We start from the raw sequence: 24,334 nt of genomic DNA, 5'->3' as shown, positions 1-24,334 counted from the left end.
AGAAAAAGAACCAAGCAGTTTATTAGCTGCTTGATTCTATTCATTTAAGCTCTATCAACAGGATTTGCCAAGGAGCCGAATTATTTTCCTTCGAGGCTTTTTATGTTTTATTATGCGAACTGAGTAAATTTTAAATATAGTTGGCTACGGCAGCTAATAAATCTTTTTCATTATTAACTATAGTGCCATTAAGTTTGATCAGCCCAGTAGTATACAAGTTAACATAATGGAATTGGTTTTCTGCAATTTGGGTCAAAGCTTGTAACTTCTTTTGGTTAGTAGCTCCCTGCTGACGAGTATCTGTATATAAACCAATTATCGGAATTTCTTTTGCATAAGCTACACCTATTTCACTAGCTACCCCATTATCAATGCTGAGGCCGTCAAGAACGGCAATCATCAAATCGCTATTAAGCAGCTTTTTAGTATCAGCTTGAGCAATCATTTTAGAATCAGCGTAAGCCTGTTTATCATTAATTGACGCGTTTTCCTGGGGCAAATATAAATCAATTGAATTATCTATTTGACGTATTTTGGCCGCCAATTGCGCGTTGTAATTAATTTCTGCTTGCGAAAACAGAGCATTTGCAAAATAAATTTTCATATATGTTTCCTTTGAAAAAACGATTAATCATTTTAAAACAGAGAGACTAATTATTGGGAGAACTGATTTCCCACGGAATTGCACTTAAAATATAGAGAACAACTCCGACAATAACAAAGTCCAGAAAGATACTGCTGCTTATTTCTAACACAAAACCTAATACAGCTAAACCTTCAACATTAAAAATTACTGGAATAATAGCCAATATGCCCGCAATTAATATTAACCAAAAACCTGCCCACATACCAGATGCGGTAATTTCGTGAGTCAGCATTTTTGAATTGAAAAATAATTTCATATCACTTATTAATGAACGTAAACTAATAATAGCCATTATCAGGATAATTACATTAACAATTAATAAGATAAAAGCAATATTGCCTCCAAGAGTAATGGTATTCAAATTAAAAGTATCAATTACATCAAATGGAGCATTATTTTCCTGCTCCTTTAATTTTTCTTGTACTAACTGGGCATCACTCGATGCACCTTGATCAATGTTTAAATCAATGTCATGTAAAATTTGCTTGGCCAATTTCATATTACTAAACTTAAACCAAGGTCTTCCAAGGGTATAGTCAATAATATGATCAGCAATTGGTTGAGTTTGCTTAGTAGTTAGCAGATTAGCGTTCCCATTTTTATTAGCTCCAATTGTTTCTGCTAATGCATCAAAATGCTTGTTTATTTGCCTGACTACTACAGCTTCATTACTACTGTTTCTCATTTGTCCCTTCATAAAAAAGGGATTAAGGAAAGTCGCGGTAATCATGGTTAGCGATACAATCAGAAAGATGATAAAGGACAGAACCTGTTTGTATTGGTTGTTCTGTTCTTGACTTATTCTGTGCAAACCTTCTCGCGCGCCATTTGCCATATTTTTCCTTCCTAACAGACAATCTCCTTGTCTTCATCAAACATTGTATCTATTGCATGATGAATGGTCTTAATGTCAGTAGATTCAATAATCTCATGACCCTCTTTAAGCGCCTTTTCAATAGTTGGCTTTGAAGAATGTAAAAAACTGTACATGAATGCTTTGGTACCGTAATCAGCTATTTCTTCAGGAGAAACTTCATATTCTTTATTATCATAATAAAGACGACTCACACCAGTTACAGCAAAGGCAATCCCCATCCGAACTTCTTTGGGATCAAAGTCAAAGTGATTAAACAACTGCTTTTCTTTCAACCAGTCGTTGATAGTTTTACTCCAAAAATCTAGCGATTCGTTACTCTTAAACACTTCAGTAATAATACGTTTAAGACCTTCATCGTAAATACCCAGCATTTCAATTGCATAAATAAAAGCTTTGGTGCGAGCACATACTTCGTCTTCTTTATTAACACTAAACTTCTGCACTTGCTTGTCTAGTGTATTGAGAATGTTCCGAACTACATCAGCAATCAAGTTTGATTTATGCGGATAGTATGACTGCAACAATGACTTGGAAATGCCAGACTTTTCTGCAATCATTTGAAATGAAACACTGTCCATACCATTTTCTCTAATTAAGTGAAAAGTATTACTTAAAATTGTACGTCTTCTTTTATAATTTTTACGTCGTGCCATAATGTTTTCTCAGCTCCTATACATTTTGCCTCCATTATACCAATGATATAGAATAAATAAACAAAAAGGCACTGGTATATTATTGGCTGATAGTTTTTACTAAAGAAACATATACTAAAAGTAAGCCGTATAATATGTAATTACTTTAATTTACTTTCACTTAACAAATGCATTGAGCGGTCATTATATACATAATTAATTCCCCGCGCTAAAAGCAAATCTACTGAAATACGAACCATTCTATCTGGATAATGGCTGTGTTTAATTGTATCAGTTACCACTATTTGTTCAATTGGCAACTCATTCAGAACTTCAGTTGCATTTTGTGATAATAATGCGTGTGTTGAAGCAACATAGACTTTCTTGGCGCCTGCCGCTAGAACTGACTTAGTTGAAGAAGAAATGCGTGACCCCGTATCAATTAAATCATCTACAATAATACATTTTTTGTCTTTAACATCACCAATCATGTCATGTACATCTGCGTCATAACGTGCACGGCGCTGATCCACAATCGCAATTGGAGCATCAAAGCACTGACCAAAGTTGCGGGCAAGTTTAGCTCCAGAATGATCTGGAGAAACAACCACAATATCGTCTTCCTCTTTGGTAGCAATACCGTTATCAATAAAGTATTGTGCTAAAAGCGGCATAGCATGCAAATGATCAACCGGCACATTATAAAAGCCTTGAATTTGCGAAGCATGCAAATCAAGAGCAATTAAGTGATCCAGACCAGTAATTTGTAATAAATTAGCTATAAGCTTAGCAGTTATTGGTTCCCGCGAACGAGTTTTGGTATCTGAACGTGAATAAGCCAGGTATGGCACTACTACATTGATTCTGTGTGCTGAAGCACGATGCAATGCGTCTAAAACAATTTCCAATTCCATAAAGTTTTCATTTACGGGATCCTGAATTGACTGAATAACGAAAACGTCACATCCTCTGACACTTTCGCCAATATTAACTTGAATTTCACCGTCACTAAAATGTTGCACAGCAGTTTCAATTAACGGCTTTTTCAAGATCTGTGCAATTTTCTCATTTAATGCGGGATTTCCGCCTAACCCAATCAGCTTCATCGGGTGCAATATTTGAAGAAGTTCTTCCTTGTTCATGACTACCTCGTTTTTTAAAAATTACAATCTTTGCAAGTCTATTATAACCAAAAAAGTCCTCAGTGCCTAGAAAAGTAATAATTCAAACAAAAAGCCGAAGCTATTATCGGCTGTTAAATATTAAGTTTGAAGTAAAAGTATTCTTGAATTAAATAAACTATTTAAAAAAGTCTTCCATTAAGTTTAGCAATTTAAAGCTCTTAACTGCATAGCTTTCATGCTTTTGTCTAGGCATAATCAGAAGCTGTCCTTGAGGAATAATTTGACTGTACCAGCGAACATGTTCCACTTTAACCCAGTCTTTTTCTCCCACGACACAATAAGTCGGTATCTTTATTGCCTTCAAACTGTCAACAGACATGAAACTTTCCGACAATTCCACCTTACTATCACGGTTCATACGCAAGAAACGCAGAAAGCCTTCAGTCAAATAATGATATGATTTGATACCATTGCCGTTCACAAAGACACCAGCTACCATGAGCTTTTTAAAGATATTTTGATCCTGACTTGCAAGCATCATTGCTACCAAACCGCCTGCATCAAAGCCAAAACAATAGCAACCCCGGATATTAACTTGCTTAATAAAAGCAGCCAGATCTTCAACTTCAGTTTGATAGTGCTCAGCAGGCTCTCCCTGACTGAGGCCATGACCTCTCATATCCAGAACATAAACCGTATAGTAAAGAGAAAGCGGGGCAACAATTTGGTCAAACATGCCACCATCTAAATGGTGTCCGTGTAATAAAAGCAGTGGAGCACCCTTGCCTAACTTACTGTAATAAAGCTCGTTACCGTTAACTTTTTCTCTCATCTTTGGTCTCTTTCACTAGCTTCTACCAAACTTTGATTAGAATTTTTTTCTTTCTTATGCTCATGCCACAAACTGCGAACAATGATCTTAGCAATAATATAGTTAGCCTTAAAATTATCAGGGATCATTTTTGCGTTAAAGTGATGAACCATGCTGTCCTTACGCTGCCAATAATGATAGATAGGTTTGCTATCACAATAAAAACCTTCTGTTAAAGCCAAATATTGCACATTAAATATCTGATCTTCCATAAAAGCTAAATTTTCCATGAAATGCAGATGATTCTGCCGCACGACTGATAATTTATAGCCTTTGTTCCAGGTGTAGCCCTTGACTGGAGTAGCCAGACAATGGTTATCACATAAAGAGCCAAAAGGATTGCTGATTAATTGATAAGTTCGGGCCTTGCCTTTCATGCCACGCACGACTTTTTTGGTAACAGGAATTGAACCTTGCTTGTTTTCATAATCAAGCCAGAAACCACAGGAAACCATAGCTGCATCTGGATGGTCGTGAAAAGCATTTACAAAAAATGCTGTATAATCGGAATCTACCCAGTCATCACCATCATGAAATGTAAAATATGGCGTATCAACGTTGGCAATACCGACGTTACGCGCATCAGACAGGCCCCCATTGTGCTTGTTTATTATCTTAAAGTAACGGAATCGTGTGCGATAGCTTTCTGCTATTTTTCGCGTTTTATCCGTTGAACCATCATTGACAATTAACAACTTAAAATTGGGATCATCTTGCTTAGCCAAATGATCAAGTGCCCGCTCTAAATATCTTTCGACATTGTAAACAGGCATAATGACAGTTAATTCAGGTTGCTGAATCATAGCTTCCTCCTTTAACTTGTTATTATACCATCTTAAATATTAAAAATATCGTAAAGTAAGTAGTACATAACTATAATTTAACCTTTTGTATTTAGCATTTAGTATAATTAGAACAGTCAAAAGGAGTTAATTATTTTATGAAAAAAGCAAAAACATTTTCAACTATTATTACACTGTTATTTTTTGGCATGCTCATGTGCGGTACTGATACACAAACTGTTAAGGCAGATGAATTACCAGTTGTTTGCCTTGGAACTTCTTTAACTGCTTCCCAAAGAAGCGGTACCCTAAAAACCCTCAGTGAACCGCTAAATGGCAATAGCTACCAAACAATTACTATTACTGGTGAGGACTTAGTCAAATATCTTAATCCCTCTGGTGCGAACTTTACAACTCATTCTGGCGTTTGGTCCAGTGCCATGATTGAAAAAGAAGCACAAGGTAGTGGTATTAACGTCCATATCCTTGACTATCAAGGCCGCAACAATATCACAACAATTACAGCTGACCAATACAAAAATGCAGCTTTAACTGCCGGTATCTCTGATGCCAATATTTATGTTACCAGTGCCGTGCCAATTGATGGCTCCGGTGCTTTAGCCGGTGTTTATGCTGCCTATAACAAAACCGGAGAAAATTTAAATCAAAAGCAAGTAAACGCAGCGCAGGACGAAATGAACACCTTAAGTAAAATTACTAAAGAAAATAAAGATAAAGACGGCTATAGTGATGCACAACTTAATAACGCTGTTGCAGGTGCAAAGCAGGAAATGGGTAAAATTGGCAACAATGTGTCAGATAGTCAAATTCATGATATTGTAAACAACCAAATTAACATCAATCATCTTGGCGACGTCATTAACAATAATCAGAAACAGCAAATAATCAACATCTTAATTGAAGTGCGTGATTCTGGTGCTTTAAAAAATCATAAATTTAGGGACCAGGCTGATGCTTTATCTAAAAACATTAAGAAGAACGCCAAAGGAATCTTTGATAAAATCAATACCCCAGAAAATCGTAACTGGTTTGAACAAATTTGGCATAATATCACTTCATTTTTCAGCCACCTTTTTAGCGGCCTAATTGTGACTACTTTTAATTAATTACATTTGGTCCATGAATTTGTTCAATGTATGATCGACAAATTCATTACCGCGATTATGGGCATGCCCTTTGGTCCACTCGAATTTAGCTTGAGAAAATTTATCTAAAAGCTGATACAACTCCTGCCAACACTCAAGGTTGGCAATTGCACCTTTTGTACTTTTGGTCCAGCCTCGTTTTTTCCAATTTTTAAGCCAGCCTTTAGTAATTGGATTTAAAACGTATTGTGAATCCAGCACAAATAATAATGGTTTTTCGTTAAAGCCTAACTCGAGCAATTTTTTGAGTGCTTCTATTAGAGCTGTTAGTTCCATCTTATTATTAGTCGCACCAAACTCACCATTTGAATCATAAGTAGATTTTTTATGACCCTGATCTTGCCATTCAATTAAATAAGCCCATGCAGCTTTATCGGTTTCTCGCACATGACCGCCTTTAAAGTTACCGGTATTGCGGGTACCCCCGTCAGTATAAATTGTGGCAAAAAACTCAGATGAATCAGACTTATTAGACCTGTTTAGCGCCTTAGGCTTTGGGACAGAAGGTGTTGTAGCGGGATTTTGCTTGATTTTGCGACTTTCTTTTTGAATCTTGGCAATTGCTTTTTGTAATGAATCCTCATCTTTTTGAAAGACTTGATGAACAGTTTCGCGATCCCAAGCTAAATACTCAGTGGCATCAGTTATTTTGGCAAAAGATTTATATTCGGCCCCAGAATAGCCTTCAACTTGTTTTCGGGCATCTTCCCAAGTGCGATAAACACCTGGTTTGCGGCCCTTTTTTACTGCATAAAATTTCATATGCTCCCCTATCACTAAAATTTCCAGTCAATGCTAAAATATAAGTAGTTCTATTTTTTAAGGTGGTATTATGTTCTTCAATACTAAAAAATACAAGGAAGAAGTAGAGAAAAACCACAAACGCGACCTTACAAAGGAACCGAGCAGACTAAGCATGCTTTTCTTGGCTGTCTTGGCAACTTTTGCACCTACTCGTGTTTTCTTGCGTTTACATAAAAAAAGAATTGAAGATAATGCCACAATTGAACCTAAAAAAGGCGATTTTGAACAAATACCTATCATATATTTTCATGGCTTTCGTGGCGGTGACTACACTACAAAGGTAATGGTCAAGCAGGCACTTGCTGATAAAGGCAATCCCAAATATCTCAAAGTTACTGCTGATTTGCTAGGTAACTTTAAGCTAGAAGGCACTTGGACTGGTGATCCTAATCCAATTGTGCAAGTTGTTTTTCGTCAGCGTCTTGTTGGTGTGTATGCAATTGACTACTACTTGCGTTTCACATTACCATTTTTAGCTCAAAGGTACCACTTTTCACACTATTCGGCAATCGCACATTCATTGGCCTGCCCCTGTATAGTACGCACGGAAATGCGCAAATATCGGAAAAAAGATTTTCCTCATTTAGTCAAATGTGCTTTTATCGCGGGACCTTTTGATGGTGTAGTTTATTTAGGAGATATCCCTAACGTTAATGCTTTTAACCAAAAAGGTCGTCCAGCTGTGGTGAATTTGCATTATCTTTACCTTTTGTTCAGACGCAAACGGTTTAATCCCAATATTTCAGTATTAAATATTTATGGTAATGTTTTGGACAACACCAACAGCGACAAGTTTATTTCCGTCACTTCTGCTAAAAGCATCCGCTATATTTTGGCACCCTATGCCAAATCTTATCATGAAGTTGAGATTCGCGGGAAGAAATACGCTGAACATAGCTGGATGCACGATAACCCATTTGTCATCAACATTATTGATAAGTTTATTGGTCTTAAAAAATAATTTAATTTTGGAGGAAATACGTGTGATTCTGCTCCGCGACATAGGACGTATCATCATTATTACCAATACTATATTGGCCTTTTATATTGTCTTTCATAGAAGACGCTCTGTCTCAACAACTTGGGCTTGGTTGATTATTCTGCTGGTTTTTCCAGTTTTAGGAATGATCATTTACGGCTTTTTTGGTCGGGGAATTTCACAGGAAAATATTTTTGCCATTAACAAGCAACATCATATTGGGCTGCGGAATGTGCAAAAATCAATTACTGCTGCACCTAAAAAAATCAGCACCTCTGATACCTCAAACAGAGCCAAAATGGTGGTGCACTTTTTTGATCATGATGGCGAGTCGCCATTGAGCAAAAACAATCATGTTAAGCTCTATACCGACGGTGAAATCATGTTTCATGACATGATGGCTGATATTAAAAAGGCCAAACAATCAGTGAATGTTGAATTTTATACCTTTTATAATGATGAAATCGGCAACGACTTTCTTGATTTGCTGATTAAAAAAGCACAAGAAGGCGTATCTGTTCGTTTGCTCTATGATGCCTGGGGTTCAATGGGTGCAACTAAAGCCTGGTTTGATCAATTAAGAAAAGCTGGTGGCGTAGTCCTACCCTTTATTACCTCACGCAACATGATTACGCGGTATCGGATTAACTACCATTTGCACCGCAAAATTGTGGTAGTTGATGGCAAAACTTCTTGGACTGGCGGCTTTAATATCGGTGACCAGTATCTGAGTCGCAAGAAAAAATTTGGTTATTGGCGTGACAGTCAGGTGCGGATTGTCGGATCTGCTTCTTTATTATTGCAAGAGCGGTTTGTCATGGATTGGAACGCCTCAATTCAAAAAGAAAATCAAGTCATTGCTTTCAATACCATCCTTTTTCCCAACTTGGATGAAAATGAGATTCATGCTGGTGATGTAGCAACACAAATAGTTTCGGACGGACCTGACCGCTATAATGCCAATATGCGTAATGGTATTATGCGGTTAATGTCCTTAGCGAAAAAACGGCTCTGGATTCAAACGCCTTATTTAATTCCTGACGACGCGATGTTTGCCACTTTGCAAACAATTGCCCAGTCAGGAGTAGATTTACGAATTATGATACCGTGTAAACCAGACCACCCGTTCATTTACCGCGCTACACAATGGTATGCTAATGAATTATCCCGTTATGGCATTAAAATATATATATATAACAAAGGATTTATTCATGCTAAAACAATTGTAGTTGACGATACCTTTTCTACTGTGGGATCAATGAATCAGGATTATCGCTCATATGACCTTAACTTTGAAGATATTGCCGTTTTTTATGATAAAAATTTCACCCGTGAAGTCGCAAAATCATTTGAAGATGATATGAAAGTTTCATCCTTATTGACTCCTGAAGATATTGCCAAACAAAGTCGCTGGCTTAAAATTTTGCAAAGCTTTTCACGGATGCTTTCGCCAATTTTGTAGCAGCTAAAAAGCCTTCCATTTTTGGAAGGCTTTTAAAATGGGCTATTATTAATTATTCCGCAAAGTGATAAACACTTTCAGCTGGATAGCGAGTTGTTTTAGCCATAGTTTCTTCAGTTTCATTGCTCTTGCCAATTACTATTGCCATTACTGGTAAGTAGCGTTTTGGCTCTAAGTTAAAGGTTCTGGCAATTTTAGACTCGTCATAGCCAGCAATTGGGTTAGTGTCGTAACCATGGTTGCGAGCAACAAGCATAAACTGCATGGCAGCAAGTGAGCAAGACCTAATGGAATCAATTGCACAAGAATAATATGTGCCATTTTCATAAGATGGCAAAAAGGTTCTTAAGACTTCGTCTAATTTTTCCTTAGTGATGTTGCCTGTCTCATATTCTTTAGTCCAATTTTCACGATACTTTTTATAAGCATAAACATCGGCAAAGACTTGCACAACTGCAGCACAGCTGTCCATCTGGGGATCGTTAAATCTCAGCATGTATTTCTTAACTTTAGCAATAGTTTCAGGGGTGTCTGCTACTTCAAAGTGCCAACCTTGCAAATTGCAACCGGAAGGAGCAGTTACTGTTTCTTCAAACATTTCTTTAAATTCTGAACGCGGAATTTTAACACTTTTATCAAAGTGACGCACAGAATGACGATTTTGTACTACATCATTAAAATCATTATTACGCATATCTTCACACTTTCTAATATAAATATATCTCTACTATGTTAATTTTACTACATATTGTTATCTTTTTCACATATTTTTTGAAAAAATTAGCAGTATAATTAAATTTAAAATAATACTAGTAAGAAAGGCTCATCAAAATGAAAAAATTAGTTAGAGATAAAATACCAGAATTTGCGCACTATGCTACTTACCGTGAACTTGCTCCCGCAGAAAGAGAACCGGCTTTAAAGCAAAAATTAATTGAAGAAACTAATGAAGTTCTTGCTGCTAAAACTGAAACTAATTTAATTGAGGAATTAGGTGATGTTTATGAAGTCATCTTAGCTTACCTCAACTTTAAAAATATTGATCAAGCTACTTTTTTAAAGCAAGTAAAAGAAAAGCGCGCCCTTAAGGGTGGCTTTACCAAATATCTAGAAATGAACTGGGAAGAAAAATGAGTTCATTAAAAAAGCCACGTTAATTGTGTGGCTTAAAAAATATCTTGAATTTCAATCCTAATATCATGGTGAATATGATTTTTAAGTGCCTCGACAATTTGTGCTACGCCGTATGAAAAACGAAGGTAATATTGTCTGTTTTTCTGGGTTGTTAAAATACAAATTACCTGCTTTTTCTTAGGATTAGGCACTTTAATTAAAGTGACCATCGCAATCTCTGAATATGAGACGGTCCGCCGAAAATAGCCAGAAACAACAGCTCTTTTAGGTGCAAAACCCGTAAAGCCGTCAATAATACCAATCAACAAGAAGATTGCCAGGAAAATACTAAGACCTGGATCGCCCTTTTCAATTAATTGCCAGGCAAAACCGATCCAAATAAAAATTACGGCCCAAATAACTGAAGACGAGCGATAATGTCCCTTTAAGTCAATATTTGCCTGCCAGTACCAACTATAACAAGTGTAGCCTAGAAGCAAGGCATCCAAAATTAGATAAAAAACTACCATATAACTCTCCTCAATTGTATTTTCATCTATTATAACAGATTGACAGACGTTAGATATTTTATTCAACATTAATGATATTTTACTTGCATTTTTATTAAAATCATGATTAAATTATTATCAAATTAAATGCAATGAAAAAGACGAGTAGATAACTTACTTCTTTAAGTGAAACGGTGATAGTGGAAAACCGTTAGACCCTGGGTTATTGAAAAACACTTTTAGCAGCACGCTGAAATTCTTATAAAAGTAGGTTGTGTCGTCTCCAGTACGTTACCACGCTGGTGAAGCATGATAGTGCTTCATGAGTTGGCCCAGAATTTGGGCAATTAAGGTGGTACCGCGGAAAAAGCCTTTCGTCCTTGTTTTTGTTAAAAACGGGATAAAGGGCTTTTTCTTTTCCTTAAATTTTAGGAGGTCAACACAATGACTTTAATTTTACCCGAAGATTATCATCCAACTCTCACAATTCGCGATACCGAAGCAGCAATTGTTTATATTCGTGAAGAATTTCAAAAGGTTTTAGCTAAAAAATTACATTTACAACGAATGTCTGCCCCCCTGTTCGTCGAAAAACATACAGGGCTTAATGATAACTTAAATGGCGTTGAACGTCCAGTTGCCTTTGATGCCAAGGATTTACCAACAGATGACACACTCGAAATAGTGCATTCACTTGCCAAATGGAAAAGAATGGCACTGAAGAAATATGGCTTTAACATGCATGAGGGCCTTTTTACTAACATGAACGCCATTCGCCGCGATGAAGATTTAGATAACTTTCATTCAATTTATGTTGACCAATGGGATTGGGAAAAAATCATTGCCAAAGAGGAAAGAACGATAGCAACCCTTAAAAGTACCGTTACCAAGATTTTTGCTGCAATTAAAGAAATTGAAGCTGGCTGTGCTTTCCGCTATCCTGCTTCTACTTACCGTTTGCCAGAAAAACTTTACTTTATTACTACACAAGAATTAGAAGATCGCTGGCCGGACATCAGTCCTGAAGAAAGAGAAAATAAAATTGCCGAAGAAGAAAAGGCTGTCTTTATAATGAAAGTCGGCGATAAACTGAAGAGAAGCGGCAAGCCCCACGATGGTCGTGCACCCGATTATGATGACTGGGAATTAAACGGTGACCTGATTTTCTGGTATGAACCGTTAAAGCAAAAAATCGAAATTTCTTCAATGGGGATTCGCGTTAGTCCTGAAAGCCTGCACGAACAACTGAAGAAGGCTGATTGTCTGGACCGTGAAAAATTGGAATTTCACCGCATGTTGCTTGCTGGAGAATTACCTTATACTATTGGTGGTGGTATTGGACAATCTCGCTTATGCATGCTTTTGCTTGGCAAAGCTCACATCGGTGAAGTTCAAGCCAGTGTTTGGCCTCACGATATGATTACTAAATGCAAAGAACATGACATTCAAATTCTATAATAAATTAAAACCATGCTGTCAAAATTGATAGCACGGTTTTTTTAAGTAACTTCATTGAATGTAGCTTACTCCTTGACATATAAGGTTTTACAAGTATCAAAATAAGTGAAGTTTATAAAATATAATTGATTTATCAAGTGGATTAGTTATTAGAACGGTTGATGACTAACTAAGAACCCAGATGCAAACAAAAAAGCTATCATATGTAATGAGTTTTTAATCTTTAATATTAAAGGATACCTGATACTTGATAGGTACTGCCCTGACTTCATCTTCAGGTCTAATTATAGGATTCTTAAAAGGATAAATTACAGGTTGATTACCATCAAAGAAAACAAAGTAAATCCAATAATTATCGCATTCTAACGCGTGTTGGCGTTCACCTTCTGACATTTGGAAAGTTATCTGATTACTTATATTAGTAGAGGTCGTCTTAACCTCTATATGACGTTCAGTCCCATCTTTTTCAAAAGATAGAATGTCATACCCATATGAATCAGATTTATTTGATCTCTGTGTGATTCTATCTTGTAAATTAGGATAATCCTTTAATCTATTGACTTCATAGAGCATTACCTGCTTCTCACCAGTAACTCCAATTTCAGTTTTTTTCTTCTCCTCTTCAAGATAGTCAATCTTGGGAAGAAGATTATTGGTCTTAGATTTGGATCTAGTCTTCTTATGCTTAACTATTTTCTTATTAATTGCAATCGGAGCCTTATATGTATAGGATTTTCTATTTGAATTAGCATTATCATAATCGGAATAAGAGTTAAGAAATTTTAAAAAAGCCTTGGTGCTGGCCATAGGGTAACTATGGTTTTCTTGATTAAATTTAGCAAAACCATTTAACTCCATAATTGCACTCAGATTTTTCTTAAAAGTATCACTGAAGACATCATCTGGAATAGACCCATAAATAGTCTTATAATTGAATAACATCTTGATTATACCGTCTCGATAACTATGGGGTCTACCACTGTTAGTAGCTTTCTTCGCTTTGCTTTCCTCTTCTTCATAATTTTTGAATTGCTCAAATATTTTTTTAAGATATTCATTTTCCCTGATATCATTAAGCTTTTGGTCGTTTACTCGTTTTACCCAAACAAATTGAACCATTAACCTCACCTCGTAATCTTACAATCTAGAATAACATAAAGGCTCACAATTTATTTCCAGAAATTCAGGATTATTCAATTTAAAAAAATGATTAGTACATTGGGACAAAATTTTAATAGCAAGTTTTTCTATTTATTTAAAATTGCTCTATTTATATTCTAATTATTTTTATTCAAGTCATCATCCAGTTCTATCTCAAATTCCGCAGCGATCTCTCCAATTAATGAGCTAACAAAACCATCTTCCTTTTTTAAGACCTATTTTGTCACTATGCGAAACGTAAATAGTCATATACTTTCCTTTTCTTAGACTAAATTTTCTTTTAAGAGCAGACTTTTGATTAATTCTACATTCTTTTCTTTTAATCCTTATGGTCTTTTTCACCTTGTTCGTTTGAATTTTTGCTTTTTCAAAATATGATTTATATGAACGTGAGAGATTCATTTTAAAATGACTGAAAATTGACAATCAATTTTTGCTTAGCTTCGTTGATTAGATTCACCACTTTTGCGTAAGAATAAAACCTATGTGGGAGTATCTTGACAGATTATTTAAAGTAGCACCATCGTACATTTATTGTAATAGCCCTATATGTTGGACAAAATCTTGTAGTAAACTAGCAATAGTAAAACTAGTTTTAAGAAAGGCAAAATTATGATTGATTCTAACAAGATAACTGAATTAAAAAATGATATTGATCAAGCACGCCACATCACTTTTCTGACCGGTGCCGGAGTTTCAACTCATTCCGGTATTCCTGATTACCGGTCCAAAAACGGTATTTATGATGGCGTCTCTGAAAGTCCGGAAACAATTCTAAGTGAGGAAACGCTTTATCAGCGACCAGAATTCTTCTACAAATTTGTGATGGATAATATGTATTTCCCTGAAGCCAAGCCAAATGAAATCCACCAGAAAATTGCCGAGATCTGCAACGAAAAAGGCGATCTAATTACACAAAATGTTGATGGGTTGGATACCAAAGCCGGCAATAAACACGTGACCGAATTTCATGGCTGTCTTTACAATATTTACTGCACTAAGTGCCATAAACCAGTTTCATACGCTGAATACGCCAAATCTTACCAGCATGAAAATTGTGGCGGTATTATCAGACCAGGAATTGTTTTATACGGTGAAGCCATTAACGGTGATAGTTTGGCCAAATCAGTCAACGCAATGCAAAATTCTGACCTGGTAATTATTTCAGGCACCAGTTTCGTCGTGTACCCTTTTGCCCAGCTTTTATCTTACAGGCAAGCTGGAGCTAAAGTTTGGGCAATTAATAAAACTGCCATTCCAGCAGAAGGAATTTCCTCCATTATTGCGGATGCACTGGATGTTTTTAAACAGCTTTAATTAGTTTTTTAAAAAAGTATTTATGTTATTAGGAATGTTTTTTACCCGAGCACCACTATAATACTTGTTAAAACTTGACACAGTAATCAAAAATAAATCTGGACTAGAAAAGAGCTTTTAATTAAATGGCAATTTTTAAAATGTATGCTCCCTTTTTCAGTGGAAGTAATTGGATTCACGTACTGACCAGTGGCAAAGATTGGCTCATCATCTTAACCCTGATTCTGATGGAATGCTTGCTTTCTGTTGATAATGCAGTTGTTTTGGCAGCTCAAACCAAGGTTTTGCCTGACAAGAAACAACAGGAAAAGTCATTATTTTATGGTCTATGGGGTGCATATATTTTTCGTTTCATTGTGATTGGTATTGGTACTTATCTGATCAATTTTTGGGAAATTAAACTAGCAGGCAGCCTTTATCTTTTCTATCTGTCCTTCAAGTTTTTCTACGACCAAAGGCATCCCCAAAAGGCTGCCACTAACACAAAAATTACAACTGAAAAAAGTCCCAGACATTCTTCCAAAAAGGGGAAACATTTTCTATCACTTTTCTGGCGGACCGTTATTTCAATTGAAGCAATGGATATCGTCTTTTCAATTGATTCAGTTTTAGCGGCCTTAGCGGTTTCCAATAATCCGGTAGTAGTATTAATTGGTGGCATGATTGGTATCTTATGTATGCGGGGTGTTGCCGAAATCATCATCAAGTTGATGGATATTGTTCCTGAACTGCAACCGATGGCTTACATTTTAATTGCCATCATTGCCCTTAAGCTTTTATTGTCTTTGCCACCGCTACATTACGAACTGCCTAATACAACTTTTGCCTTAATTGTGTTCGGTATTCTGATCTTAACTATCGCTTTTCATTTTCTACGAGCAAAAAGGAAAAGACGGAAACTATAGTCTTTGTTCAACGTATTCTTTAAGCACAACTGCCTGGTTGTGCTCTTTATTCTTTGCGCCATAAAGAAAAAGGACATCTTGTTTTGCAAGTTCGTCTTTCACTCGGGTGACAAAACTAACAGTCACAGGATTATGTTCTAATTCAGCAATGTACTTTTGCCTAAACTCAGGATATTTAGTATCATCGTGATTGAACCACTTACGCAATTCGGTACTGGGACCAATTTCTTTGACCCACTCATCCAAATTAACATCTTTTTTGCTTTTGCCTCGTGGCCACAGACGATCAACTAAAATGCGGTAGCCAGCAGGCTGCTCATGTTCGTAAATGCGTACTAATTTTATCTTTGTCATTGTAATATCTCCTTTTAGTTTAAGTTTACTACACGGAAGAAAAAATGAATTATTCAACTTATTTCTCTAACAAATCAACTGCTGCCATTACTAAAGATTTGATTGGCAGACCATTAACATATAATGATGGCAGGAATATAATGGGTGGCTATATTGTAGAGGCTGAAGCTTACTTAGGCGTTAAAGACCGGGCAGCACATTCTTATGGCGGTCATCGCAGTCCGGCTAATGAAGGTCTATATCGTAAAGGCGGAACTATCTACATTTACGCCCAAAGACAGTATTTCTTTTTTGATGTTGCAACACAAGAATATAATGAGCCGCAAGGAGTTTTAATTAGAGCCATCGAACCAGTCTGGGGCATAGAGCAGATGATTAAAAATCGTATCGGCAAAAATGGGGTGCTTTTAACTAATGGTCCTGCGAAAATGATGCAGGCTTTTGGTATTCACGATAAAAAATGGAATTTACACTTCTTGTCTGACTCTCCATTTAAAATCGACTTAGATGACGGTCACAAAAAGAAGGCTAAGAAAATTAAAACCAGTGCCAGAATTGGCGTGAGTCAATCTGAATTAGAATGGGCCAATAAAAAATTACGTTATTATGTTGCCGGTAACCCCTATGTTTCTAGAATGAAAAAAAGTGCTTATCAAAAGGATAATGGCTGGCAGTGAGAACAGGATCACCGTGCCCTTTTAAAATAGTAAAAGATAATAAATGAGATAATTATAAAATATTTTTTAAATAAAATTATTGACAAGTCACTCTTAATAGCCTATTATTTTTCTAAGTTAAATAATTTCCAATGCAATAGAGGTCGCGGTTGTTACGAAACTAATCTGAGTGAGCGAACACTTTGAAGATTAGCGTAAGAATTACTGCCGAAACAAAAATGTTGTTCGTTTCAATCTTTTTGTTGGGCTGCAAGAGAATATTTTGCAGACTGTCCTGGTTCATCTCCAGGGAGCGCTATATGATTTGTTTAAAAAATAGATTATAACCTCGTTGTTTTTGACTAACAGCGAGGTTTTTGTTTACGCTTTTATTGTATTGGCTTTATTTGAAACATATTTTGTGGAGGTTTTCAAAATGAAGTCAAGATTTAAGTGGCTGGCTACCTTAGTTGCCTTATTCACCTGTTTGGGCATTGGGGCTAATTTTAGTCTGAATGAAGTTAACGCCAAAAAGGAAGACGGTACGCTAAAAGTCGCCATGGAAGCTAATTATCAGCCGTACAATTGGACACAGACTAATAATGCCAATGGTGCTGTGCCAATTGAAGGGTCAAAAGAATACGCCAATGGCTATGACGTTAAAATTGCCAAAATTATTGGTCAAAAATTACATAGAAAAGTAGAAGTTGTTAAGACTGAATGGGATGGTTTACTGCCCGCTTTGACCAGCGGCAAAGCCGATTTGATTATTGCCGGTATGAGCCCAACAGCTGAGCGTGAAAAAGCCATTAATTTCTCTAAGCCATATAGAAACAGTACTTTTGTGGTAATTACCAAGCTTAACAGCAGATATGCTAACGCTAAAAAGCTGACCGACTTTAAGGGTGCTAAATTAACCGCACAACAAGGTACTTTCCACTATGATTTAATCAAGCAGTTAAAAGGTGCTAAAAGACAACCGGCTATGCGTGATTTTGCGGCAATGCGGCAAAGTTTGATTTCAGGTACTATTGATGGTTATGTTGCCGAAGACACTGAATCAACTTCCTTTAAGATGGTTGACCCTGATATTAAGTCAATTCCTGTCAGCAAAATGGCTGGTTTTCACGCTACTAAGGAAGAATCTGTTACCTCAATCGGAATTGCCAAGCCTAACAAGGCGCTGCTCAAGAGTGTCAACCAAATTTTAGCTACTATTCCTCAAGCAAAAAGGGTTAGGTTAATGACTGAAGCTGTTAAGCAGCAGCCTAAAACTGATAATGATAAAAAAGGCAAAAAGGCTAAGTCAGAGCCTTGGCTAGTATCTATGTGGCGCCAATATGGCGGCATGATCTTAAATGGTATCGGCATGACGCTTCTTCTGGCTTCAGTTGGTACCATTGTAGGCTTCTTTATCGGTCTGGCAGTGGGCATTGTCAGAACCATTCCTACACCAACTACTCCCGGTAAAAGATGGCTACTCAAGTTTGTCAACTGGCTGCTTTCAGTTTATATCGAGATTTTCCGGGGTACGCCAATGATGGTTCAAGCTGCTGTGATCTACTATGGTATTGCCCAATTTTGGCACTTGAACATTGACAGAACCGTCGCCGCACTAATCATTGTTTCCATCAATACTGGAGCATATTTAGCCGAAATCATTCGGGGAGGAATTATTTCTACACCTGAAGGTCAGTTTGAGGCAGCCAGTGCGCTAGGAATGACTCATAATCAAAGAATGTGGCATATTATTTTGCCACAGGCAATCAAGAACTGCTTGCCTTCAATTACTAACGAATTTATTGTTAACATCAAGGATACCTCAGTCCTGAGCATCATCTCTGTATCAGAGTTGTTCTTCGTCGGTTCAACTATTGCGAGTCAGACATTTAAGTTCTTCCCAACTTATTTAACAATTTCTGCTATCTACCTCATCTTGACCTTTACCATTACCAAAATATTCAACTTAATTGAAAAACACCTCCAAGGAAGTAAGAATTACAACTTAATGGCAAACCAAGTTCAAGTTGGCACACCAAAAGACATGGAGGCTAAGAACTAATGACTGAATCAAACGAAACTATTTTAAGTTTAAAGCACATCAAGAAAACATTCGGTGAACACCAAGTGTTAAAAGATATCTCTTTTGACATTAATAAAGGTGAAATTGCCACCATTATCGGACCTTCAGGTGGTGGTAAATCAACAACTTTGCGCTGCATCAATTTGCTTGAGGAACCCACTGCTGGTGAAGTTGATTTTCACGGCAAAAATGTTTTGGCGCCAAACTACAATCGCAATATTTACCGGGCAAAAGTCGGCATGGTTTTCCAACAATTTGACTTGTTTGAAAATAAGAATGTTTTAGCTAATTGTATGGTAGGTCAAGAATTAGTATTGAAACGGTCAAAAGACGAGGCGCGTAAAATTGCACTTGCTAATCTGAAAAAAGTAGGTATGGAGCAATACGTTAATGCTCGTCCCAGCCAACTTTCAGGTGGACAACAACAACGGGTCGCGATTGCCCGTGCTATCTGCATGGATCCTGAAATTTTGTTATTTGATGAGCCTACTAGTGCTTTGGATCCTGAAATGGTCGGCGAAGTTTTAAGCGTTATGAAGAACCTGGCCACTACAGGTTTAACGATGATTATCGTAACCCACGAAATGGCGTTTGCGAAGGAGATTTCCGACCAAATGTTTTTCATTAGCGATGGCGTAATTACTGAACAAGGCACGCCAGATCAATTATTCAATCACCCGCAAAATGAAAAAACCGTCAAGTTTTTGAGTAATTTTCAGAATAATTAATAAGGCCTAATTAAATATAAAAAACTGGTAAACTCACCTTGTTAATAACGTGAGTTGCCAGTTTTTAGTTTGCTTGTGAATCTAAAAGCATAATAATTTCCTGATTAAATTTAGTTGGTTCTTCCCACTGCGGGAAATGACCAGAATGGTCAAACCAAATCAATTTGCACGGACTAGTAATTTTAGCAGCATATTCTGCAGTTAACTGCGAGGACACATGGTGGTCATGCCTGCCCTCACAGAAAGTAATGGGAATGGCAAAATGCACGATATTTTCAAAATTAACGTCCATCAGTTCTTCCCAGAAATATTGAATTGACTGCTTCGAGCCCTGCAAACGATGAATTAAGTCTTTAAAAGAATAATCTTTAGCCGATATAAACGGCCAAATTAATTTACGGTAGTTTTTAGCGCCATAGATTGAGCCGCCATAAGCCACAATCATTTTAGTTAATTTCAGGCTGGCTTTAGTTGGTTCATGTACAAAATCAAGTTGATCAAGTTTGGCAGTATTTTTCATTTTTGTTCGTAAAAAAGCTTTTTGTAAAACAATATTCTTTTTCATATTAACGACTTGACCAATTCCGATATATTGCGTAACCAGGTCTGGATACATTTGAATAAAATAGAGTCCTAAAACCGTACCCCAAGAATGACCCATGATAATCAATTTATCTTGTTTTAACCGTTTTAATAAATAAAGCACAAACTGATGAATATCTGCCAAGATGGTGTCAATAGACAAGTTTTCTTCAGATGAAAATTTGTAATACGATAGCCCGCTGCCCCTTTGTTCCAGATTGACAAAGATAAAGTGATCTTCTAGTTCACTATTAAACTTTTTAGTCAAAGGAAGGCAGGCATCGCCCGGTCCACCGTGCAAATATAAAATGATTGGTCTCCGGCCTTGTTTTGAACTAATTGAAAAATAAAGTTTAGTACCGTTAATTATGACGTTTTCTATTACTGATGTGCTACTCATTTTTTGTCTATATTCATATAATCACTTGTTATTATGCATACACTGCTACTTTATTTAAGTATATTATTAATGTCTCCGCTTTGTAAATTACAAATTATATTTACAAGACTGAAGTAATTTTTATCAAAAAAGTCTACTCTAAACTAAAGAAAAAGCTATCTGAAGAGCGAGCTGAGGAAGCAGTAATAATTAAAAGGACTGAGATCGAAATAATATCGGTCTCAGTCCTTAGTTAGAATAAGTGAGAATTTGTAGGAGAATAGACAGTATTTATACTTAGTAAATCACTTCTTTCTTACACCTATTTATTAAATACTTCATAATCAATGGCATCAGCTGACTTTCCAACCATTAGTGCAGAATAAACATCAGAATTAACATTTAAAATAGTTCTGAGCATCCCTACGAACCATTCGACCCCTGCAAAAATTGCTATACTTTCAACTGGTAATCCCATTTGAGGAACAATTATTGCTAGTGAAACCAAACCTGCTCCTGGAACAACAGCATTAGCAAGTGACACAAATGTTGATATTACAATAAGATAAAACACCTTATCTAAAGTAAAGTTAATATTATATAATTGCGCAATTGTAATCACCGTTATGGCCATATGCATGGCAGAACCATTAGAATTTAATGACATACCTAATGGTAAAACCAAGTTAGTAATTCTGTCTTTTAAGCCCAGTTTGTTTTTAGCTTCATTCATTTCAATCGGTAAAGTAATTGCCGAGGAAGTAGTAGCTAAGGCCATAAGCGACATTTCTGACATATTGCTGATTAATTTAATTGGGTTAACTTTAAGATATAAAGATATGATTACAATCCAAATTAACAAATAAGCGAATGTTGCAAACCCATAGGAGAATAAGTATTTTATCAGCGGCAAAATTATTTTAATGCCCAAATTGCTAATGGTAGAAGCAATCAGTGCAAAGATGCCTATTGGTGCAAAGAACATTACACAGGTTACTAATTGAATAATGACATCATTAAAGTCGATTATTAAGTCAAGCAATTTTGATTTAGGCTTTTTCTCCATAAATTTGCTTAATCCAATACCAAAAAATATCGCAAAAATAATAATCTGAATAATTGTCCCATTAGATAAAGATTCGAAGATGTTGCTAGTAAAAAAGCTTAAAATTGTTTCACTTAACGAAACAGACTTAACATGTATTGCTTTTTCAGCAACCTTGACGAGATGCACACCAATTCCAGGTTTAAATAATATTCCAACTAATGCACCGAAAGCAGCAGCAAGTAATGAGGAGATTGCAAAAATGACAATAGTTTTAATTCCTAATTTGCTCAATTCATTAGGTTTAATACCTCCTACTGCTTGAATTATTTGACCCAGTACCAAAATTGGTATGGACATCTGCATTAATTTTAAAAAAATATCACCAATTATCTTTAATTGAACTGAAAAACTAGGTAATACAAACCCAAATATAACACCAAGAATAACGGCTATCAAAATCTGATTAACCATTGACAACTTTACTTTTTTTCTCATGGTAGCACCTACGTTTCCTTATTTGTCAGTAATTAAGGTTCCAACATTTTCTGAAATATTTGGTAAATTAGAAATTGAAGTTATAATTGCTTTTCTATCTGGGTGATTTTTAACAAACAAAATAGCTGCTTGAATCTTAGGTAACATACTTCCTTTCGCAAATTGTCCCTGTTTTATATATATTTCAGCTTCAGAAACTGTAATATGATTCAAAGCTTTTTGATCTTTTTTTCCAAAATTGATGTAAACATTATCTACGGCTGTTAAAATTATTAAATTATCAGCTAAGATTCCTTCTGCAACTTTTTCAGAGCCAAAATCTTTATCAATAACAGCCTCTACGCCTTTAATTTTATTTTCTTCTATAATAACTGGTATACCGCCACCACCGGCAACGATTGGTACAATGCCAGCGTTAACAGTATCCTTAATAATATCCCCTTCAACTATTTTTACTGGCTTAGGAGAAGGTACAACTTTTCTATATCCACGACCCGCGTCTTCAATAAATGTATCATTACTGTTTCTTTGAAGCTCAACCATTTCTTCTTTAGTATAAAAAGGACCTATAGGCTTGCTCGGAGATTTAAACGAAGGATCATTTTTATCAACTTCAGATTGAGTAATAACAGTCAGGGACTTAACACTTTCACCCAGCTCTTGAGACGCATTGTCCAAGCCCTGTTGAATCCAGTAGCCAATACTACCTTCAGTCATTGCTCCACAAGTATCTAGCTTGAATGCCGGATTCTTTTTTGAATTAGCAGCACTTTGTTGTAGTAACAAATTACCTACTTGAGGTCCATTACCGTGACAAATCGCTACCTTATTTCCAGCCATAATATATTCAACAATATAACGTGTAGCTCTATTAACCGTTTCTTTTTGCCCAATGTCTGTGGGATCCTTTTCTAAGATCGCATTTCCACCAAGGGCGATTACACTAGTTGCCATTATACAGCTGTCTCCCCTTTCTCTGAGTCAGTTGCCATTACAGCAAAGACAATCAAGCCAATTATTAGCAAACCACAGCCTAAGTAAAAGCCAATTTCCATTTGTCCTGTTACATCTGCTAACCAGCCAGTAATATATGGTGCCAAAATAGAGCCAGACATACCTATAAAATTGTAGGCACTTAATGTAGTTGACAAAGAACCATAAGGTGCCTTTTTAGTTACATAAGCCACTATGATAGGATCAATCGCTAATTTACCCGTCAAGCCGTATAAGATCAACACTGCAATCAGCAAAGTTTTATTAGAAACGAAGGCAATTGCAAATACTGAAATGATTGAAAGTGGAACTAAAATATATATCCATTTCTTAGTGCTACCAGTTTTATCAGCTAATTTTGCAAAAATTAATGCTCCTGGTATTGAAGCCCATGGTACCAAGGAAGAAATAAAGCCTACACTGCCACCTTGAAATCCTCTATTGGAAATTAAGAAAGATGGTAGCCAAGTAATAATCACAAAGTTAGCGTAAATACTGCAGAAGCAAAGAATAAAGGCTGCGACTAGATTCTTATCTGTAAAAATTTTTTTAAGGGAAACTTTTTCTTCTGGTTGTTTCTCCTGCTTTTCATTTTCTTTAGGTCTATAAACTTTTTCCTTTAAGCATGTAAAGAACACTATCGCCAGGATGAATGTTGGAATTGCTACCACAAAGAATGGTACTTTCCAACTTTGATGGTTTTGTAAAACTAAATAACTTGAAAGCAAGTATCCGCCAGAAGTACCAAAGGCCATCCCAGAATTGATAATAGCGGTACCTAAAGTAAGTTTATCTTGTGGAATAGCTTCTGATGACAAAGCGTACTGCGGACCATAATAAGAGGCTTGTCCCACACCCGCAAGGGCTCTAATAATTAAAAACAAAGTAAAACTTGCAGCAATTCCTGATAGCCAGCTCATTACAGCTAATACAATAAAACCTATTGTTATCACTAATTTTCTTCCATATTTATCACCCAAAGCACCAAATGGTACCTGAAAAATGGCATAAGTTAAAAAGAAAATACTATTTGCTAATCCTAATTGTGTGTTGTTTAAGCCAAATTGCTTGCCAACGATACCCATAATAGGATTGAAAATGGTTCGTGTACCATACATCAATATCCAGCCCAGGAAAAATATAATGACAACTCTTATCCAATAGTTTTTGGAAACTTTTACGCCCTCTTCATCTTTTTTCATTATTCGCT

Annotated in this window: 25 protein-coding genes, 1 riboswitch and 1 other annotated feature; of the genes, 10 read left to right on the top strand and 15 right to left on the bottom strand. The window is 36.2% G+C overall.

The window, feature by feature from the left end; translation table 11 throughout:
• Nucleotides 1–130: 130 nt before the first annotated feature.
• From ACZ2M0_RS06035 to ACZ2M0_RS06010, 6 genes are all read right to left on the bottom strand, one after another.
• Nucleotides 131–604, bottom strand: a complete 474-nt coding sequence (locus ACZ2M0_RS06035) for a nucleoside 2-deoxyribosyltransferase (protein WP_223902900.1) — start codon at nucleotides 602–604, stop codon at nucleotides 131–133.
• 46 nt (nucleotides 605–650) lie between these two features.
• Nucleotides 651–1,481 carry a hypothetical protein gene (locus ACZ2M0_RS06030; protein ID WP_490058862.1) on the bottom strand — a complete coding sequence of 277 codons (831 nt, stop codon included), beginning with the start codon at nucleotides 1,479–1,481 and terminating at the stop codon, nucleotides 651–653.
• An 11-nt stretch (nucleotides 1,482–1,492) separates the two neighbouring features.
• The gene (locus tag ACZ2M0_RS06025) at nucleotides 1,493–2,176 is read right to left on the bottom strand and encodes a TetR/AcrR family transcriptional regulator (RefSeq protein ID WP_223902901.1); all 684 of its coding nucleotides are present in this window, start codon (nucleotides 2,174–2,176) and stop codon (nucleotides 1,493–1,495) included.
• 140 nt (nucleotides 2,177–2,316) lie between these two features.
• On the bottom strand, nucleotides 2,317–3,297 hold the full coding sequence (locus ACZ2M0_RS06020) for a ribose-phosphate diphosphokinase (protein WP_045927416.1): 981 nt from the start codon (nucleotides 3,295–3,297) through the stop codon (nucleotides 2,317–2,319).
• A gap of 157 nt (nucleotides 3,298–3,454) precedes the next feature.
• On the bottom strand, nucleotides 3,455–4,111 hold the full coding sequence (locus ACZ2M0_RS06015; protein WP_109585750.1) for an alpha/beta fold hydrolase: 657 nt from the start codon (nucleotides 4,109–4,111) through the stop codon (nucleotides 3,455–3,457).
• On the bottom strand, nucleotides 4,108–4,953 hold the full coding sequence (locus ACZ2M0_RS06010) for a glycosyltransferase family A protein (protein ID WP_490058861.1): 846 nt from the start codon (nucleotides 4,951–4,953) through the stop codon (nucleotides 4,108–4,110). Before ACZ2M0_RS06010 ends, ACZ2M0_RS06015 begins: the two co-directional genes overlap by 4 nt.
• Nucleotides 4,954–5,090: 137 nt before the next feature.
• On the opposite strand from ACZ2M0_RS06010, the gene ACZ2M0_RS06005 reads away from it, so the two are divergent.
• Complete coding sequence (locus ACZ2M0_RS06005; RefSeq protein ID WP_373868661.1) at nucleotides 5,091–6,059, top strand: DUF1002 domain-containing protein; 969 nt, start codon at nucleotides 5,091–5,093, stop codon at nucleotides 6,057–6,059.
• Here ACZ2M0_RS06005 and ACZ2M0_RS06000 read toward each other — a convergent pair whose 3' ends face one another.
• A complete protein-coding gene (locus ACZ2M0_RS06000; protein ID WP_490058860.1) occupies nucleotides 6,060–6,860 on the bottom strand; it encodes a ribonuclease H family protein in 801 nt (266 codons plus the stop codon).
• Between the two features lie 70 nt (nucleotides 6,861–6,930).
• Between ACZ2M0_RS06000 and ACZ2M0_RS05995 the strand changes: the two genes are divergently transcribed.
• The gene (locus ACZ2M0_RS05995; RefSeq protein WP_490058859.1) at nucleotides 6,931–7,863 is read left to right on the top strand and encodes an alpha/beta hydrolase; all 933 of its coding nucleotides are present in this window, start codon (nucleotides 6,931–6,933) and stop codon (nucleotides 7,861–7,863) included.
• Nucleotides 7,864–7,879: 16 nt separating this feature from the next.
• On the top strand, nucleotides 7,880–9,343 hold the full coding sequence (cls, locus tag ACZ2M0_RS05990; protein WP_490058866.1) for a cardiolipin synthase: 1,464 nt from the start codon (nucleotides 7,880–7,882) through the stop codon (nucleotides 9,341–9,343).
• Nucleotides 9,344–9,395: 52 nt separating this feature from the next.
• On the opposite strand, the gene ACZ2M0_RS05985 is transcribed toward cls, so the two are convergent.
• Nucleotides 9,396–10,037 (bottom strand): nitroreductase family protein, encoded by a 642-nt coding sequence (locus tag ACZ2M0_RS05985; RefSeq protein ID WP_223902906.1) that lies wholly within the window; start codon nucleotides 10,035–10,037, stop codon nucleotides 9,396–9,398.
• A 137-nt stretch (nucleotides 10,038–10,174) separates the two neighbouring features.
• Between ACZ2M0_RS05985 and ACZ2M0_RS05980 the strand changes: the two genes are divergently transcribed.
• Nucleotides 10,175–10,477, top strand: a complete 303-nt coding sequence (locus tag ACZ2M0_RS05980; RefSeq protein ID WP_490058858.1) for a nucleoside triphosphate pyrophosphohydrolase — start codon at nucleotides 10,175–10,177, stop codon at nucleotides 10,475–10,477.
• A 32-nt stretch (nucleotides 10,478–10,509) separates the two neighbouring features.
• Here the strand turns inward: ACZ2M0_RS05980 and ACZ2M0_RS05975 are convergent, their stop codons facing one another.
• Nucleotides 10,510–10,986 carry a hypothetical protein gene (locus ACZ2M0_RS05975; RefSeq protein ID WP_045927409.1) on the bottom strand — a complete coding sequence of 159 codons (477 nt, stop codon included), beginning with the start codon at nucleotides 10,984–10,986 and terminating at the stop codon, nucleotides 10,510–10,512.
• 122 nt (nucleotides 10,987–11,108) lie between these two features.
• Nucleotides 11,109–11,350: a binding site (T-box leader), on the top strand.
• Between the two features lie 59 nt (nucleotides 11,351–11,409).
• Here ACZ2M0_RS05975 and asnA point away from each other — a divergent pair.
• Nucleotides 11,410–12,423, top strand: a complete 1,014-nt coding sequence (gene asnA / locus ACZ2M0_RS05970) for an aspartate--ammonia ligase (RefSeq protein ID WP_223902907.1) — start codon at nucleotides 11,410–11,412, stop codon at nucleotides 12,421–12,423.
• A 216-nt stretch (nucleotides 12,424–12,639) separates the two neighbouring features.
• On the opposite strand, the gene ACZ2M0_RS05965 is transcribed toward asnA, so the two are convergent.
• Nucleotides 12,640–13,542: a protein NO VEIN domain-containing protein gene (locus ACZ2M0_RS05965; protein WP_419512828.1), complete on the bottom strand. Its 903-nt coding sequence runs from the start codon at nucleotides 13,540–13,542 to the stop codon at nucleotides 12,640–12,642.
• Nucleotides 13,543–14,196: 654 nt separating this feature from the next.
• Here ACZ2M0_RS05965 and ACZ2M0_RS05960 point away from each other — a divergent pair.
• Both ACZ2M0_RS05960 and ACZ2M0_RS05955 read left to right on the top strand, forming a co-directional pair.
• Nucleotides 14,197–14,901 carry an NAD-dependent protein deacylase gene (locus ACZ2M0_RS05960; RefSeq protein WP_490058857.1) on the top strand — a complete coding sequence of 235 codons (705 nt, stop codon included), beginning with the start codon at nucleotides 14,197–14,199 and terminating at the stop codon, nucleotides 14,899–14,901.
• Between the two features lie 125 nt (nucleotides 14,902–15,026).
• Complete coding sequence (locus ACZ2M0_RS05955; protein ID WP_490058856.1) at nucleotides 15,027–15,806, top strand: TerC family protein; 780 nt, start codon at nucleotides 15,027–15,029, stop codon at nucleotides 15,804–15,806.
• Here the strand turns inward: ACZ2M0_RS05955 and ACZ2M0_RS05950 are convergent.
• On the bottom strand, nucleotides 15,801–16,160 hold the full coding sequence (locus tag ACZ2M0_RS05950) for a DUF488 domain-containing protein (protein ID WP_490058855.1): 360 nt from the start codon (nucleotides 16,158–16,160) through the stop codon (nucleotides 15,801–15,803). The genes ACZ2M0_RS05955 and ACZ2M0_RS05950 overlap by 6 nt on opposite strands.
• A 44-nt stretch (nucleotides 16,161–16,204) precedes the next feature.
• On the opposite strand from ACZ2M0_RS05950, the gene ACZ2M0_RS05945 reads away from it, so the two are divergent.
• The 3 genes from ACZ2M0_RS05945 to ACZ2M0_RS05935 all read left to right on the top strand — a co-directional run bounded on the left by ACZ2M0_RS05945 (nucleotide 16,205) and on the right by ACZ2M0_RS05935 (nucleotide 19,627).
• Entirely contained in the window at nucleotides 16,205–16,837 is a 633-nt protein-coding gene (locus ACZ2M0_RS05945; RefSeq protein WP_490058854.1) for a DNA-3-methyladenine glycosylase, read from the top strand.
• Nucleotides 16,838–16,966: 129 nt separating this feature from the next.
• Nucleotides 16,967–17,143, top strand: a riboswitch (Lysine riboswitch).
• Between the two features lie 109 nt (nucleotides 17,144–17,252).
• On the top strand, nucleotides 17,253–18,878 hold the full coding sequence (locus ACZ2M0_RS05940) for an ABC transporter substrate-binding protein/permease (protein WP_490058853.1): 1,626 nt from the start codon (nucleotides 17,253–17,255) through the stop codon (nucleotides 18,876–18,878).
• The gene (locus tag ACZ2M0_RS05935; RefSeq protein ID WP_490058852.1) at nucleotides 18,878–19,627 is read left to right on the top strand and encodes an amino acid ABC transporter ATP-binding protein; all 750 of its coding nucleotides are present in this window, start codon (nucleotides 18,878–18,880) and stop codon (nucleotides 19,625–19,627) included. Before ACZ2M0_RS05940 ends, ACZ2M0_RS05935 begins: the two co-directional genes overlap by 1 nt.
• Nucleotides 19,628–19,691: 64 nt before the next feature.
• Here the strand turns inward: ACZ2M0_RS05935 and ACZ2M0_RS05930 are convergent, their stop codons facing one another.
• The 4 genes from ACZ2M0_RS05930 to ACZ2M0_RS05915 form a co-directional block, all read right to left on the bottom strand.
• Complete coding sequence (locus tag ACZ2M0_RS05930; protein ID WP_490058851.1) at nucleotides 19,692–20,609, bottom strand: alpha/beta fold hydrolase; 918 nt, start codon at nucleotides 20,607–20,609, stop codon at nucleotides 19,692–19,694.
• 301 nt (nucleotides 20,610–20,910) lie between these two features.
• Complete coding sequence (locus ACZ2M0_RS05925; protein ID WP_490058850.1) at nucleotides 20,911–22,131, bottom strand: dicarboxylate/amino acid:cation symporter; 1,221 nt, start codon at nucleotides 22,129–22,131, stop codon at nucleotides 20,911–20,913.
• A gap of 18 nt (nucleotides 22,132–22,149) precedes the next feature.
• On the bottom strand, nucleotides 22,150–23,085 hold the full coding sequence (gene arcC, locus ACZ2M0_RS05920) for a carbamate kinase (RefSeq protein WP_490058849.1): 936 nt from the start codon (nucleotides 23,083–23,085) through the stop codon (nucleotides 22,150–22,152).
• Nucleotides 23,085–24,326: an MFS transporter gene (locus tag ACZ2M0_RS05915; RefSeq protein WP_490058848.1), complete on the bottom strand. Its 1,242-nt coding sequence runs from the start codon at nucleotides 24,324–24,326 to the stop codon at nucleotides 23,085–23,087. Before ACZ2M0_RS05915 ends, arcC begins: the two co-directional genes overlap by 1 nt.
• Nucleotides 24,327–24,334: the final 8 nt, after the last annotated feature.

It is taken from the genome of Lactobacillus sp. VURO6/B1 (VP7), assembly GCF_058139575.1.
The sequence above is the reverse complement of the archived record's forward strand: the minus strand, read 5'-3'. Positions and strand labels throughout refer to the sequence as shown.

Coding starts and splice junctions, on each gene's coding strand:
- ACZ2M0_RS05945 (WP_490058854.1), top strand. CDS start 16,205: ATGAATTATTCAACTTATTTCTCTAACAAATCAACTGCTGCCATTACT.
- ACZ2M0_RS05995 (WP_490058859.1), top strand. CDS start 6,931: ATGTTCTTCAATACTAAAAAATACAAGGAAGAAGTAGAGAAAAACCAC.
- ACZ2M0_RS06015 (WP_109585750.1), bottom strand. CDS start 4,111: ATGAGAGAAAAAGTTAACGGTAACGAGCTTTATTACAGTAAGTTAGGC.
- ACZ2M0_RS05930 (WP_490058851.1), bottom strand. CDS start 20,609: ATGAGTAGCACATCAGTAATAGAAAACGTCATAATTAACGGTACTAAA.
- ACZ2M0_RS05980 (WP_490058858.1), top strand. CDS start 10,175: ATGAAAAAATTAGTTAGAGATAAAATACCAGAATTTGCGCACTATGCT.
- asnA (WP_223902907.1), top strand. CDS start 11,410: ATGACTTTAATTTTACCCGAAGATTATCATCCAACTCTCACAATTCGC.
- ACZ2M0_RS05975 (WP_045927409.1), bottom strand. CDS start 10,986: ATGGTAGTTTTTTATCTAATTTTGGATGCCTTGCTTCTAGGCTACACT.
- ACZ2M0_RS05965 (WP_419512828.1), bottom strand. CDS start 13,542: ATGGTTCAATTTGTTTGGGTAAAACGAGTAAACGACCAAAAGCTTAAT.
- ACZ2M0_RS05925 (WP_490058850.1), bottom strand. CDS start 22,131: ATGAGAAAAAAAGTAAAGTTGTCAATGGTTAATCAGATTTTGATAGCC.
- ACZ2M0_RS06010 (WP_490058861.1), bottom strand. CDS start 4,953: ATGATTCAGCAACCTGAATTAACTGTCATTATGCCTGTTTACAATGTC.
- ACZ2M0_RS05950 (WP_490058855.1), bottom strand. CDS start 16,160: ATGACAAAGATAAAATTAGTACGCATTTACGAACATGAGCAGCCTGCT.
- ACZ2M0_RS06030 (WP_490058862.1), bottom strand. CDS start 1,481: ATGGCAAATGGCGCGCGAGAAGGTTTGCACAGAATAAGTCAAGAACAG.
- ACZ2M0_RS06035 (WP_223902900.1), bottom strand. CDS start 604: ATGAAAATTTATTTTGCAAATGCTCTGTTTTCGCAAGCAGAAATTAAT.
- ACZ2M0_RS06000 (WP_490058860.1), bottom strand. CDS start 6,860: ATGAAATTTTATGCAGTAAAAAAGGGCCGCAAACCAGGTGTTTATCGC.
- ACZ2M0_RS06005 (WP_373868661.1), top strand. CDS start 5,091: ATGAAAAAAGCAAAAACATTTTCAACTATTATTACACTGTTATTTTTT.
- ACZ2M0_RS05935 (WP_490058852.1), top strand. CDS start 18,878: ATGACTGAATCAAACGAAACTATTTTAAGTTTAAAGCACATCAAGAAA.
- ACZ2M0_RS06025 (WP_223902901.1), bottom strand. CDS start 2,176: ATGGCACGACGTAAAAATTATAAAAGAAGACGTACAATTTTAAGTAAT.
- ACZ2M0_RS05940 (WP_490058853.1), top strand. CDS start 17,253: ATGAAGTCAAGATTTAAGTGGCTGGCTACCTTAGTTGCCTTATTCACC.
- arcC (WP_490058849.1), bottom strand. CDS start 23,085: ATGGCAACTAGTGTAATCGCCCTTGGTGGAAATGCGATCTTAGAAAAG.
- ACZ2M0_RS05915 (WP_490058848.1), bottom strand. CDS start 24,326: ATGAAAAAAGATGAAGAGGGCGTAAAAGTTTCCAAAAACTATTGGATA.
- ACZ2M0_RS06020 (WP_045927416.1), bottom strand. CDS start 3,297: ATGAACAAGGAAGAACTTCTTCAAATATTGCACCCGATGAAGCTGATT.
- ACZ2M0_RS05960 (WP_490058857.1), top strand. CDS start 14,197: ATGATTGATTCTAACAAGATAACTGAATTAAAAAATGATATTGATCAA.
- ACZ2M0_RS05985 (WP_223902906.1), bottom strand. CDS start 10,037: ATGCGTAATAATGATTTTAATGATGTAGTACAAAATCGTCATTCTGTG.
- ACZ2M0_RS05955 (WP_490058856.1), top strand. CDS start 15,027: ATGGCAATTTTTAAAATGTATGCTCCCTTTTTCAGTGGAAGTAATTGG.